This is a genomic window from Mangrovimonas sp. TPBH4 (assembly GCF_001280505.1).
Lineage (GTDB): Bacteria > Bacteroidota > Bacteroidia > Flavobacteriales > Flavobacteriaceae > Mangrovimonas_A.
Map to the genome: position 1 here is coordinate 50,630 of NZ_LBIO01000066.1, position 13,895 is coordinate 64,524.

General features: G+C 39.5%; 10 protein-coding genes. 6 read left to right on the forward strand and 4 right to left on the reverse strand.

The window, feature by feature from the left end; genetic code table 11:
* From ZA05_RS17425 to tsaB, 5 genes are read left to right on the forward strand one after another with little or no spacing between them, the layout of a single operon-like run.
* A complete protein-coding gene (locus ZA05_RS17425; RefSeq protein ID WP_053992963.1) occupies positions 1–1,260 on the forward strand; it encodes an ABC transporter permease in 1,260 nt (419 codons plus the stop codon).
* Positions 1,261–1,300: 40 nt separating this feature from the next.
* Positions 1,301–2,461: an efflux RND transporter periplasmic adaptor subunit gene (locus tag ZA05_RS17430; protein WP_053992964.1), complete on the forward strand. Its 1,161-nt coding sequence runs from the start codon at positions 1,301–1,303 to the stop codon at positions 2,459–2,461.
* A gap of 50 nt (positions 2,462–2,511) precedes the next feature.
* Positions 2,512–3,852 (forward strand): TolC family protein, encoded by a 1,341-nt coding sequence (locus ZA05_RS17435; RefSeq protein WP_053992965.1) that lies wholly within the window; start codon positions 2,512–2,514, stop codon positions 3,850–3,852.
* 5 nt (positions 3,853–3,857) lie between these two features.
* The gene (locus ZA05_RS17440; RefSeq protein WP_053992966.1) at positions 3,858–5,135 is read left to right on the forward strand and encodes an efflux RND transporter periplasmic adaptor subunit; all 1,278 of its coding nucleotides are present in this window, start codon (positions 3,858–3,860) and stop codon (positions 5,133–5,135) included.
* A gap of 17 nt (positions 5,136–5,152) precedes the next feature.
* Entirely contained in the window at positions 5,153–5,824 is a 672-nt protein-coding gene (tsaB, locus tag ZA05_RS17445; protein ID WP_053992967.1) for a tRNA (adenosine(37)-N6)-threonylcarbamoyltransferase complex dimerization subunit type 1 TsaB, read from the forward strand.
* Position 5,825: 1 nt separating this feature from the next.
* On the opposite strand, the gene ZA05_RS17450 is transcribed toward tsaB, so the two are convergent.
* From ZA05_RS17450 to ZA05_RS17465, 4 genes are all read right to left on the reverse strand, one after another.
* Positions 5,826–6,638, reverse strand: coding sequence for a mechanosensitive ion channel family protein (locus ZA05_RS17450; RefSeq protein ID WP_053992968.1), 813 nt, complete (start codon positions 6,636–6,638; stop codon positions 5,826–5,828).
* A gap of 107 nt (positions 6,639–6,745) precedes the next feature.
* Entirely contained in the window at positions 6,746–8,782 is a 2,037-nt protein-coding gene (locus tag ZA05_RS17455) for a thioredoxin domain-containing protein (RefSeq protein ID WP_053992969.1), read from the reverse strand.
* Between the two features lie 138 nt (positions 8,783–8,920).
* A complete protein-coding gene (locus tag ZA05_RS17460) occupies positions 8,921–9,121 on the reverse strand; it encodes a dodecin family protein (RefSeq protein WP_053992970.1) in 201 nt (66 codons plus the stop codon).
* Positions 9,122–9,244: 123 nt separating this feature from the next.
* Positions 9,245–10,147: a NifU family protein gene (locus ZA05_RS17465; protein ID WP_231632519.1), complete on the reverse strand. Its 903-nt coding sequence runs from the start codon at positions 10,145–10,147 to the stop codon at positions 9,245–9,247.
* A gap of 375 nt (positions 10,148–10,522) precedes the next feature.
* On the opposite strand from ZA05_RS17465, the gene ZA05_RS17470 reads away from it, so the two are divergent.
* Positions 10,523–13,895: choice-of-anchor L domain-containing protein (locus ZA05_RS17470; protein ID WP_053992972.1), on the forward strand; the 3,373-nt coding region annotated here is incomplete at its 3' end.

Below are 13,895 nucleotides of genomic sequence, written 5' to 3' on the forward strand. Positions count from 1 at the left end.
ATGTTTAATAAAGATCGTTGGGACGAAATATTACAGGCGCTTGCTACCAATAAATTCCGAACTTTTTTAACGGCTTTCGGGGTTTTTTGGGGTATTTTTATATTGGTATTGCTACTGGCCTTAACCAATGGACTCAAAAATGGGGTCACTGCAGATTTTGGGGACTTTGCCACAAATTCCATGTTTATGTGGACCCAGACAACCTCCATACCCTATAAAGGAATGCCTAAAGGGCGTAACTTTAATTATAAATTGGGAGATGTCGAGGCCATAAAGACCCAAGTGCCCAATTTAAAGTATGTGTCTCCAAGAAATCAATTGGGAGGGTTTCGGGGCTCCAATAATGTAACGAGAGGTACCAAAACAGGAGCTTTTGAGATTTATGGTGATTATCCTGAATACATCAAACAACAACCCATGGATATCCTGCAGGGTCGGTTCATTAGCTATTCCGATATCAATACCAAACGCAAGGTGTGCGTAATAGGGACAGACGTTGTAAAAGGTTTATATGATAAAGGGGAGGAAGTCTTGGGGTCCTATATCAAAATCAATGGAGTGAACTTTATGGTGGTGGGGACCTTTAAAATGAGCAACAGCCAAGGCGATCGCGAACAGGATGCCAATACGGTTTACATCCCTTTTACCACTTTTGGTCACGCGTTTAATAGGGGAGATAATGTAGGTTGGATGGCTATTACAGCAGTTGATGGTATTACCATTACCTCTGTAAAACAGCAGATATTCGATTTAATGAAATCAAGACATAAAGTTGCACCTGAGGACGATAGGGCGATAGGGCATTGGGATTTGTCGGAACAGTTTGAGCGAGTAAATGGGCTCTTTACTATTCTAACCGTTGTAGGGTATTTTGTTGGTGCCTTGGTTCTCATGTCTGGAATTATTGGCATTAGTAATATCATGCTCATTGTGGTTAAGGAACGTACCAAAGAGATTGGGGTGCGCAGAGCTTTGGGAGCCAGCCCTTGGACCATTAAGGGGCAAATACTTCAGGAGAGCCTTTTGTTAACGATTTTGTCTGGTATGGTTGGAATTTCGTTTTCCGCTTTTATGATTTGGCTACTGAATTATTTGTTGGACAGCGGTGGACCCGTTGAGAATTTCGCGAATCCAAGTGTAAACATGACCGTGGTATTTACCGCATTGATCATATTGGTTGTATCTGGAATATTGGCTGGTTTAATTCCTGCCAATAGTGCCACTAAAATGAAGCCAGTTGATGCATTGAGAATAGAATAAAATTGAAACATCCTAACAAACCGAATAAATTCATTAAAAGATGAAAAGAACAAGAACCGTAATTATACTCATGTTTATAGTGGTTGCGTTTTCTGCAGCCTTATATTACTTATGGCAAAAGAATCAGGAAGATCCTATAAAATATACTACCGAGGGGCCTAGTGAGCAGACAATAGTTGTAAAAACGGTGGCGACAGGGAGTATTGTTCCAAAGGAAGAAGTATTGATAAAGCCCAATATTTCTGGGGTTATTGAGGAGATATTCATTGAAGCGGGCGAATACGTTAAGTCGGGTGATTTGATAGCCCAAATTCGTGTCATTCCAAATGTGTCTTCTTTGACAAGTGCCAAAAATAGTATTGCTACTAGCCAAACGGCTCTGCAAACGGCTCAAATCAATTTAGAAACCCAGCAGGCCAATTATGACAGGCAGAAAGCATTATTTGACAAAGGCGTGATTTCTGCCAATGATTTTGAAAGCATAAAAAATACCTACCTGCAAACCAAGCAGAGTGTTGAGCAGGCTAAGATCAATTTAACATCGGCCAGGCAAAATTACGATATCATCAAAACTGGAACAACCAGTGGTTTGGGGAATATTGCCCAAACACAGGTGAGAGCGACAGTTTCGGGCATGGTTCTGGATGTGCCGGTAAAAGTGGGGAATCAGGTAATTGAAGCCAATAATTTTAACGAAGGAACTTCTATTGCCTCTTTGGCAGATGTAAAGAAAATGATTTTTGAAGGAAAGGTGGATGAGAGCGAGGTAGGAAAAATAAAAGAAGGCTTGCCTTTAGAGATTACGGTTGGCGCGATTGAGAATGAGGAATTCGATGCTGTTTTGGATTATATTGCTCCAAAAGGTGTAGAAGAAAATGGCGCTATTCAATTTGAGATTAAAGGGACTCTCACAAAAATGGACTCTACTTTTATTAGGGCAGGTTTGAGCGCCAATGCGGCCATTATTTTGGATAAGGCCGAAAAGGTATTGGCTATAAAGGAGGCCTTGGTGCAGTATGATAAAGAAACAAAATTACCTTACGTGGAAATTGAAACGGGAGACCAGAAGTTTGAACGGAAAGATGTAGAATTGGGGATTAGCGATGGTATATATGTTGAAGTGAAAAGCGGTGTTGCAAAAAAGGATAAAATTAAGGTGTGGAACCAATTACAGGGGGCGCCACAATATGCTCAAAATTAATTCGAAAATTTTGTAACACTTTAACATTTACTTAGACTTATATCTCGATTATGAAAAAACAGTTTTTCCTATTTATAGCACTCATTTCAATTTTAGCGCAAGCCCAAGGCAAAAAATGGACGCTAGAGGAATGTGTAGAATATGCACTAGAGCATAATATCTCAATTAAACAATCAGAATTAGACCTGGAAGTGGCCGATATTAATAAAAGTCAGGCTGTTTCAGACTTTTTTCCAAACTTGAGCGCATCGGCCTCCTATAATATTAATACAGGGGCCAACATTAACCCAGCAACCAACCAATTCGAAAATGAAACGTTTAAATCAGCTTCAGGAGGTGTAAGTTCTGGTGTGAATATTTTTGCAGGTTTGCAAAATTGGAAAAGTCTTCAAAGAGCAAAATTGAACCAATTGTCCACCCAATATTCCTTGGATAAGATGAAGGATGACATATCCTTGTTTGTAGCAAACGCCTTTTTGCAAATTCTTTTTAATAAAGAACAGCTCAAAGTGCTTCAAGCTCAAAATGTGATTACCCAAGAAAATTTGCAGCGTACACAGGAAATGGTCAATGCGGGAACCTTGCCAGAGGGAGATCTTTTGGAGATTAAAGCCACCGATGCGACGCAAAAACAAGAAATTATTGCGGCAGAAAATACATTGTTTATATCAAAACTAGGATTAGCACAATTATTGCAAATAAAGGACTATCAGAATTTTGATATCATTGATGATGAATATGATATTATTTCTGAGGGAATATTAAATGAAAACGCACAAACCATTGCGGATAAGGCAAAAGTAGAACTTAACGATATTAATATTGCCGAGACAAGTTTGCTCATTGCAGAGAAGGATCTAGCTTTAGCTCGTTCAAACTATTACCCAACACTATCTGGTTTTTTAAGTTATAATACGCGTTGGTCAAGTACCCAAATAGATCCATTTACTGGAGAAGAAATTGTATTTTTGGATCAGCTATATATTTTCGATGGTACTGCTATCGGGTTTCAATTAAATGTTCCAATTTTTAATAGATTTACAACTCGAAATAATGTCAAGCGCAGTAAGGTGAATGTTGAAAGAGCAAAGTACCAATTGGAGCAAACAGAGCTAGATTTGGAATCTGACGTTTATCAAGCGTATAATGATGCCAAGAATGCCAAAAAGGCTTATGAAGCGGCGGAAAAAACGGAAGAGGCGAGACAATTGGCTTTTGAGTATTCTAAGGAAAGATATAATGTAGGGCTGTCTAACGCTTTTGATTTTAACCAATCGCGAACGCAGTATGAAAATTCACAATCGCAAGTTATTAGAACCAAATACGATTACATATTTAAACTCAAAGTTCTGGAATTCTATTTTGGGATTCCAATCACCCAAATTAATTAGATTTTATGAGTAAAAAAGGACTCATTGCTCTTCTTGCAATCATAGCATTAGCCGTCGTTTTAATCGTTGGAAAAAAAATGGGCTGGTTTGGTAAGCAGGGAAATTTCAAAATTGTGGAAACACAAAAAATAGCCTTAATGGATATTGTAGAAACCGTTTCGGCTACAGGGAAAATCCAACCAGAAATTGAAGTGAAACTGTCTAGTGAGGTTTCTGGAGAAATTATCGAATTGCCAATAGTAGAAGGTCAACAAGTGAAAAAAGGAGACCTTTTGGTGCGCGTCAATCCAGATATTTATCAGTCTAATTTAAACCGTTCGCAAGCAACACTACAAAATTCCAGAGCAGGTTTAAGCCAAGCGGAAGCATCCTTAAAAGAAGCCAAGGCCAACTACGATAGAAATAAAATTCTTTTTGAAAAAGGAATCATATCCAAGTCCGATTGGGATAAAGCCATTTCTACCTATGAAGTAGCTCAGGCCAGTAAAGAGTCGGCTTTCTTTAATGTGCAAAGTGCAGCGGCCACAGTTAATGAGTCCAGGGATAATTTAAGCAGAACCACCATTTATGCTCCTATGAGTGGAACCATCTCTAAGTTGGATGTTGAATTGGGAGAACGCGTTGTGGGAACCCAACAAATGGCTGGTACTGAAATTATGCGGGTAGCCAATTTGAGCAACATGGAAGTTGAGGTCGATGTGAATGAAAATGACATTGTAAAAGTTCAAATCGGGGATTCTGCAATCGTGGAAGTAGATGCGTATCTTAAAAAGGAATTTAGGGGGATTGTGACCGAAATTGCCAATTCAGCTGAAGGTGATTTAACCGCAGACCAAGTTACTAATTTTAAGGTAAAGGTGAGAATTTTGGAGGAATCCTATCAAGATTTAACTGAAGGAAAGCCAGAGCATTTTTCGCCATTTAGACCTGGGATGACCGCAACGGTAGACATTATTACAACCAAAAAAAACAAAGTGGTTGGAGTGCCTATTAGTGCCATCGTAATTAAAACGGACACGAGTTCAACTAAGGGGCCTGATGCGCCAAAAATGGGAAGCAGTATTCTGGATGAAAAATTTGAATGTGTTTTTATTAGAAACAAGGATGAAGCCAAATTGAAAGTTGTAAAAACTGGAATTCAGGACGATTCCAATATCGAAATTGTAGAAGGGCTTTCAGAAGGAGAAGAAATCATTACAGGACCTTATAATATAGTTTCCAAAACCCTAAAGCCAGGAGATAAAATAGAAATCCAAGGAGGGGAAGGGAAGCCTGTAGAATAATTATTGTAGAAGAAGACATGTCGTTGATATTAAGTATAGAAACCACAACCACAAATTGTTCCGTGGCAATTTCCAAGGAAGGGAAAACCGTGGTTTTAAAGGAAGATAATGGAGCAGGTTATTCCCATGCCGAATCGCTACATGTGTTTATTGATGAGGTTATAAAATCGGCAGAAATTACCTCCTCCCAATTGGATGCCATAGCAATTAGCAAAGGGCCTGGATCGTATACAGGACTTAGAATTGGAGTTTCGGCAGCCAAAGGTCTATGTTTTTCTTTGGACAAACCTTTAATTTCTGTATCTACTTTAGAAGCTTTGTCAAGACAGGTGCAGACAGATGAAGGGATGATTGTCCCCATGTTGGATGCGCGCCGGTTGGAAGTGTATTCTGCTATTTTAGATAAAGATCACCAAGTTGTTAGAGAAGTACAAGCAGAAATTTTAAATGCCGATTCCTATGCAGAATATTTAGAAAAGGGACCGGTTTACTTTGTCGGTAATGGCGTAGCCAAAACAAAGGAATTGATTTCGCATCCCAATGCAGTTTTTGTAGAAGGGAAGTTGCCATCGGCCAAGGAAATGGGGGCGTTAGCTCATGATAAGCTCAAAAAAAACGACATCGAAGATGTCGCTTATTTTGAACCTTTTTATTTAAAGGATTTTATTGCTTTAAAGCCTAAATCTTAGTTTAGCCTTCTTTGTGAATTTCCACACTGTGTGGGTAAGGAATCTCAATACCTGCAGCATCAAGTGCTTCTTTCGTACTTTCCATAACATCGAAATATACAGTCCAGTAATCTTCGGTTTTGCACCAAGGCCTCACGGCAAAATTCACCGAGCTATCTGCTAACTCCAAAACGGTTACAGACGGTGCCGGATCTTTTATTACTTTTGGATGGGAAGTCAATTGGTTCATTAGGACCTCCTTGGTGGCCTTGATATCGGCATCATAACTCACTCCAAAAACCAAATCCACACGTCTAGTACCCAAAGAGGTGTAATTGATAATGTTTCCGTTGGACAATGAACCATTCGGGATGATGATTTCTTTATTGGAAAGGCCAATAAGTTTTGTGGTGAAAATCTCAATTTCCTTAACAACTCCTATTTCTCCTTGAGCTTCAATTAAGTCCCCAATTTTAATGGGCTTGAAAATCATGATTAAAACACCTCCTGCAAAATTTGCGAGTGATCCTTGAAGTGCCAAACCAACAGCTAAACCTGCTGCTGCAATAATGGCAGCAAAAGATGTGGTTTCAACACCAACAGTGCCCAGAACAACAATTATAAGAACTATTTTTAATGCCCAATTAAGAAGGTTTAAAAGAAATTTTTTGAGACTGATATCGTAATCGCCTTTGTCTAAAATTTTCTTGGTGGCTTTGAACAAAATCTTTATCACCCAAGATCCAATGAGCCAAATGGCAATTGCTCCAATAACCTTTGGGCCAAAATTTACAATTAAGTCATATCCCTTGTCTACCCATTTTTGTAGTTCCATATAAGTGTGTTTTAAATTATTAATCAAATGTATGGATAATCATTTAAAACTGAAAGTGTTAATGTGAGGGTAACGGAAATTTAAAATTTGTTTCCAACTTGAGTGATTTACTTTGAAATCATCTTTAATGCTTCGTTGGTGTCTGTTACAGGTAGTTGGCAGCTCTTGTTCACACAGACATATATCATTGTTTTGTCGTCAAGGTATCGATCTTTTAATAATGGCGAGCCTTTTGGTGTAGTACTTCCGGCAACTAGCTTGTTTGGAATGTAGAATTGATTGATTTCAGAGAGCTTTTCAAAAGCTTTTTCTCCTACTGCAACAACTTCATAATATGGATTTGTGTAATTGAGCATTAAATCGAGCCAATTTGAAAATCCTGAGCCATAGGATGCCATTTCCTCCTTTACATTATTAAGCATAGTGGTTGCTGTTTTTAGGTAATACTCGTTATCAAAATAATGAGATAATTTGAAAAGGTTTTTAGCCATCACAGAATTGGAGGCAGGAATCACATTGTCGCGATATTCGATATTTCTAGTCACCAAACTAGGGTCCTCGTTTGAGGTGAAAAAGAACATGCCACTTTGGGTGTCATAAAAATGGTCGAGTGTGTAATTGGTAAAATCCCTAGCGGAATGTAGCCATTGTTCTTCCAACGTGTTTTCGTATAAACTAATGAAAGCGTCTATGGTCAAGGCGTAATCCTCTAGAAAACCATTAATGGTACTGTTTCCATTTTTATAAGTGTGGTATAGGCCGCCGTCTTCCTTTAGTTGCTGCTGAAGGATGAAATTGGCATTGGTTTTTGCTATGTCTAGATATTGTTTGTTTTTTAAAGTCCTATAGGCATCTACATAAGCTTTTAGCATAATCGCGTTCCAGGAAGTGAGTGTTTTATTATCCAATCTAGGGCGTTCTCTTAAAGCTCTGGCCTTGGTTAATGTTTGTTTCCAATAGAGCTTTTTAAGGTTAAGTTCCTCTTGGTTTAAGTCATACTTTACGCAGAATTCAACATCAGAATGCATTCTTATTAAAACATAATTGTCTTCTTCCCAATGCCCATAATCGTTAACATTGTAATACTCTGAAAACAATATGAAGTCATCACCAAGCACTCTATTTAATTCTTCTTTGGTCCAAACATAATAGGCGCCTTCCTCCAAGTGACCATGAGAATTGTTGCTGTCGGCATCTAGAGCTGACATAAACGCTCCTCGAGAAGTGGAGAGTTCTTCTTGAACAAAATTGAGGGTTTCTTCAATAGTGCTTTTATAGAGTTCATTTTTGGTTAGAAGGTAGGCATCGGCATAAAGGCTTACCAATTGGCCATTGTCGTAAAGCATTTTTTCGAAGTGTGGAACATGCCATTTATCATCAACAGAATACCTTGAAAATCCACCGCCGACCTGGTCGAATATACCTCCATAGGCCATTTGCGTTAACGTGAGGTTGACAAAATCTACTAGAGATGTATTGTTGGTTTGATGGGCGTAACGCAGCAAAAAATGATAATTGTTGGGCATCATAAATTTGGGTGCTCTTTTAAGTCCACCATGTTCATGGTCGAAAGACTTAGACCATTCCGAAACAATGCTTTCGATATATGTTAGGTTAAAATCCGGAGCCTCTTTATTGATTGAAACTAGATTCATGGATTTTAGGCCTTTTTCCAATTGATCGGCATAATTGTATAATTGCTCTGGCTGTTCTTGAAACAGTTTGGAAATTTGCGAAAGCGCACTGATCCATTGATCTTTTTTAAAATAGGTGCCGCCCCATACGGGTCTCCCATCAGGAAGGGTCACTACATTCATTGGCCAACCGCCGCTTCCGGTCATTATTTGGATAGCATCCATGTATACTTGGTCAACATCTGGGCGTTCCTCTCGGTCTACCTTAATACTGATGTAGTTGGCATTCATCACTTCAGCAACGTCTTCATTTTCGAAGCTTTCATGCTCCATAACATGACACCAGTGGCAGGCAGAATAGCCTACGCTAATAATCATTAATTTGTTTTCCTTTTTGGCCAACTCAAGTGTCTTGTCGTTCCAAGGTTTCCAATCGACAGGGTTATGCGCATGTTGAAGTAGATAGGGGCTTGTTTCGTGGATAAGATCGTTGGTGAATTGGTGTGTCATGGTTTTGGAAGATTGACCGTTGCAATTGATTAATAAGATAAATAGAAAGATGACCAGATGCCTCATATTTCAAATGTAATGAAAAGCCATAAAAAAAAGCGCCCGTTTAGGGGGCGCTTTTGCTTCTTGAAAATAATGTTAATCAACTTCAAAGGTGATTTTTACATTTACTCTGTATTCGGTTATTTCATCACCCTCAACAACGGCGCTATGAGAATGCACAAAAACAGATTTGATATTTTTAATGGTTTTTGCAGCATGTTTTACTGCTGATTTTGCTGCTGCTTCCCAACTTTTTTCGGAGTTGGCTAAAACTTCAATAACTTTTAAAACGGCCATAATGTGTAACTTTAAATTATTAAAAATAAGTGAGTTATAAAGGTACAAATTATATAGGCTAATTATTGTGATTTACATACTGAAAATTAATTTAATTAGATGATTTTCAATGAATTGCATATGCTATCCGTTAATTGCTTCAACTGTTTGAACTTTGTCTTTTAGCATTTCCCGTAGCATGTTTTCAATACCATTTTTTAGAGTGAATGTAGACGATGGACATCCACTGCAAGCCCCCTGTAGGATCACCTTAACCGTTTTGGTATCTGCATTATAAGATTCAAACTGGATATTGCCTCCGTCACTGGCAACGGCTGGTTTTACATATTCCTCCAAAATGTTGATGATTTCTTTGGATGTGTCGTCCAAAGCTTCAAAATTGGCATCCAATTGTTCCTGAGTTTTTTCTAAAACTACATTGGCATTTGGAGAAACTATCTCTTTTCCATTTTCAATATAGGTTCTAATAAACTCCCTAAGTTCCATCGTGATGTCATTCCATTCGGCAATGTCGTATTTGCTGATGGACACATAGTTTTCGTCAATGAACACATTTTTTACAAAAGGGAAATGGAATAATTCTGTAGCCAAAGGAGATAGTTTGGCCTCGTCAATTGATGGGAACTCAAAAGTTGCAGTCACCAATTTTTTATTGGCCACAAATTTCATAACCGAAGGATTGGGCGTACTTTCCGCATAAACCGTTACGGGTACTTTTTTTGAAGGGGTCGCTTCTTTAATTACAATGCCATCAGAGTTGAGGTAGTCTTGAATTTGAGTGGCCACTTCTTCTTGTACATCGGCCCATTCTACAATGTTATAACGTTCAACAGCAATAAAATTACCAGAGATGTAAACCTTTTTTACAAATGGTAAATAGAATAATTGTTGCGCCAGAGGCGATGGTTTGGCTTCGTCAATATTATTGAATTCAAAGCTTTGATGTTGGGTTAAAAACGAGTCGGCTTCAAATTTTATAATGGATGGGTTGCTGGTAGTTTGTATTTTTATTGTTATGTTTTTCACGGGAATTATTTTTTGCAAAAATACTAAAAGCATTTGGCTCAGAAGTATTTAATAAATCAAAAAAAATAGAGTGAAAATCAAAAATATGTCTAATACCCCATAGATTATTTTTGAAGCTTAATAAACATTTAACTTTATTTTAAAATATTAGGGCATATTTAACAAATTTTCTTATTTTTCGCTCCGCTTTTAAAGCCCTTTATTTTACTTCGAAACACATAAAATTCATTTTATTTTGTTTTGGTTGAGGCTTTTAGAGGTTATGTAGGCTATTAGATCATCATTTTTAAGTAAAGTTTCCCGCTAGGTAAGTTAGGAATTTACCCTAGATGACTGTTATATGTATAAATCTAATAGTTAAAATTTTGTAGCATTATGAAGAAAATTTACACATTACTATTTTTTTTAATATCACTAAATGTTTTGGCCCAGGATATCCTTATGGTAAATGGGACATTCAACAGATGTGAACCTGATATGTTTTATGACTCTGGAGGAGCTGGAGGAAACTATGCTAGTGGAGAGAGTTATGTAACTACAATTTGCGCTGTTGATAGTGAAGATTTCGCAATAGTAAATTTTACCTCCTTTGCTACACAATTAAATGCAGATACGCTTACTATATATGACGGTCCTGATACCTCTTCTCCTGTTATAGGAATTTTTTCAGGAGCGAATAACCCTGGGCAAGTGGAGGCTTCCCCTGCCAACACTAGTGGTTGTTTAACATTTGAATTTATATCCAATGATACTGGGGTTACAACAGGTTGGGAAGCAGAAATATTATGTGCCTCTCCTTGTCAAGAAATTACACCATCTATAACGTCAGTTCCTGCGGTTGATAGTTCTAATACAATCAACGTATTACCAGATGATATCATTGAATTTTCGGGGAGTGCTATTTTTGGTGAGGATGGTGCTGGTGCTACGTATACATGGATTTTTGGTAATGGAGATACAGCTACGGGAGAAAATGTATCTTATGCCTATACCGATTATGGTACATATACGGTAACCTTGGTAGTTGAGGACACCAATCCTCAAGGATGTAATGCAATTGCTCAAGTTACGGTATTTGTGTTGGGCCCTAATTTGGTGATTGATGAAGATACTTATACTGTTGAAGAATTGGTCACGGATGTACTAATTGATAGTCCCTGTGCCGATGTCTCAAATATTACCTTTTCTACTGGGACTAATTTTGGAGATGCTAATGGGATAGCATATTTTTATGGAGATGGACAAGCATTCCCATTTGAAGATGGTATTTTAATGATGTCTGGAGATGTAACCAATGCAGGAGGGCCTAATAATAATGCATTAAGTGGTGGGAATTGGCCTGGAGATGCCGATTTGGACGAAATTGTAATAAATGGTACCCAAACAGTAAACTCAAATGATGCCAGTGTAATAGAATTCGACTTTGTTCCTATCGCCGATAGTATTAGCTTTAACTTTTTGATGGCGTCTGAGGAATATAATGGAAGTACGGGGGGGACCTACGAGTGCACCTTCTCCGATGCCTTTGCCTTTTTGTTAACTGATGAAGCGGGAAACACTACAAACCTAGCAGTGCTTCCTGGGACTACTACGCCAATTTTGGTGACCAATATTCATCCGGCCAATCCGGGTTGTGGAGCCATTAATGAAGAGTACTTTGGAGGATATACTGGTAATGGCCAACCTCCAATGTCTTTTGATGGAAGAACCACTGTGTTTACGGCGTCGTCTGCTGTAAATCCAGGTGAAAATTATCATATAAAATTAGTAATTGCAGATCATAATGACCATGCTTTGAACTCGGGTGTATTTTTACAAGCGGGTAGTTTTAGCCTTGGAGGATCTTTGGGTGATGATATAACTATCGCTGCAGAAAATACTACTTGTGGAGGAGGAACGATTATTTTAGATACTAATGCACCAACCGCTACCCATACTTGGTATCAAGATGGAGTTGTAATTGAGGGACAGACTGATTCAGTTTTGGAGGTTACCGAGAACGGAGAGTATACTGTGGATGTTGTGTTTTCCGTAGATTGTCAGGCTACAGATTCCATCATTATTGAATTTTATCCATTCCCAGAGATACAGGATCTTCAGGATTTAAGTGATTGTACGCCTGCAACAACTGCCGATTTTGATTTAACTGTAAACACGCCATTGATTCTAGGGGACCAAAATCCTGATGATTTCACCGTAACATATTATGAAACCCAAGCGGATGCCGATGCTCAAACTAATCCAATCATGGATCCTACAATTTATACGGCTACAAATGGACAAATTCTTTATGTTAGAATTCAGGATGTATATTCCGAAAGCTGTTTTACAATTGGAGAATTTTCCATCGCAATAGGTAATCCAAGTGTTAATTCAGTACTTGATTTAGAACTTTGTGATGATGATAGTAATGATGGTTTCGAGGCTTTCGATTTAACGGTTCAGGATGCAGGTATATTGGGAGCGCAATCTAATACAGAATTTGTAGTTACCTACTATACCAATTTTGCAGATGCCGATGCGGGTACGGGAGCCTTGACGAGTCCTTATGTAAATACAGTGAATCCGCAACCTATTTATGTTAGAATTGAGAATGTAGATGATGAAACCTGCTATGAAGCATTACCAGATCCTGTGTTTAATTTAATTGTGAATCAGCGAGCATTAGCTTTTGAAGTATCCAACATGTCACTTTGTGATGATGTCTCTGATGACGGAAGTGAAATTTTCGACCTCACCTCTCAGGACAGTTTCATCTTGGGAGCTCAGGACCCTGCGGTCTATACTGTTGGGTACTATACCAGCCTTACGGATGCCGAACTGGCCCAGGGAGCCATCGCGGCACCATCGGCCTATGGCAACACCACGAACCCACAGACCATTTATGTAAGGGTGGAGGACCCTGCCTATCCAGACTGTTACGGTACCTCCAGTTTCCAGCTGTTTGTGAACCCATTGCCAAGCTACGTGGACCCGACGCCACTGGAAGTGTGCGATGACAACGTACCTGACGGTTCAACGGACATTGACCTTACCATAAAGAATTCAGAGATCAACGGAAACAACCCTGGTTATGCCGTAAGTTATTATAATTCACTTGCAGATGCCGAGTCAGGGGCCAATGCCCTTGCCATCCCATATTTCGGAATGACGGGAGAGACGGTTTTCGTACGTATAGAAGATATCCAAACGGGCTGTTACAGCACCACGACTTTGGAGCTTGTGGTAGAACAGGCCCCGGAGGCCAACATCCCAGACGCGTTGGAGTACTGTGATGCTGACAGCGACGGCTTTGGCGTGTTCGACCTTTCGGATGCGGATGCGGCCATCACTGGCGGTACGACCGGCCTTGTGCTGACCTACCACGAGACCTTTGCGGACGCCGACAACGGTGTGAATGCCCTGTCGAGCCCCTACAACAATATTGTGGCCAATGACCAGATCCTCTATGTGCGCGTGGAGAGCGCCACGATCGCTACGGACTGTGCGACGATCGTTGAGCTGGCCCTTGTGGTGCACCCGACGCCACAGCTTGAGGAGCCGACGGCATTGGAAGTGTGCGACGACGCCTCGGGCGACGGCTATGCCCAGTTCAATTTGACGCTCAAGGACAGCGAGGTTCTCGACGGCCTTGACCCTGTACAGTATATGGTATCCTACTACCTTACGGAGGACGATGCCGAATCCGGCACCTCTGCCATCCCCAACCCACTCAGCTTTACCAACACGGTACCCTTTGCCCAAGAGG

What these genes read in the sequence shown, in the direction of transcription:
- ZA05_RS17425 (WP_053992963.1), top strand. Translation starts at nt 1, where the DNA reads ATGTTTAATAAAGATCGTTGGGACGAAATATTACAGGCGCTTGCTACC.
- ZA05_RS17430 (WP_053992964.1), top strand. Translation starts at nt 1,301, where the DNA reads ATGAAAAGAACAAGAACCGTAATTATACTCATGTTTATAGTGGTTGCG.
- ZA05_RS17435 (WP_053992965.1), top strand. Translation starts at nt 2,512, where the DNA reads ATGAAAAAACAGTTTTTCCTATTTATAGCACTCATTTCAATTTTAGCG.
- ZA05_RS17455 (WP_053992969.1), bottom strand. Translation starts at nt 8,782, where the DNA reads ATGACACACCAATTCACCAACGATCTTATCCACGAAACAAGCCCCTAT.
- ZA05_RS17440 (WP_053992966.1), top strand. Translation starts at nt 3,858, where the DNA reads ATGAGTAAAAAAGGACTCATTGCTCTTCTTGCAATCATAGCATTAGCC.
- ZA05_RS17450 (WP_053992968.1), bottom strand. Translation starts at nt 6,638, where the DNA reads ATGGAACTACAAAAATGGGTAGACAAGGGATATGACTTAATTGTAAAT.
- ZA05_RS17460 (WP_053992970.1), bottom strand. Translation starts at nt 9,121, where the DNA reads ATGGCCGTTTTAAAAGTTATTGAAGTTTTAGCCAACTCCGAAAAAAGT.
- tsaB (WP_053992967.1), top strand. Translation starts at nt 5,153, where the DNA reads ATGTCGTTGATATTAAGTATAGAAACCACAACCACAAATTGTTCCGTG.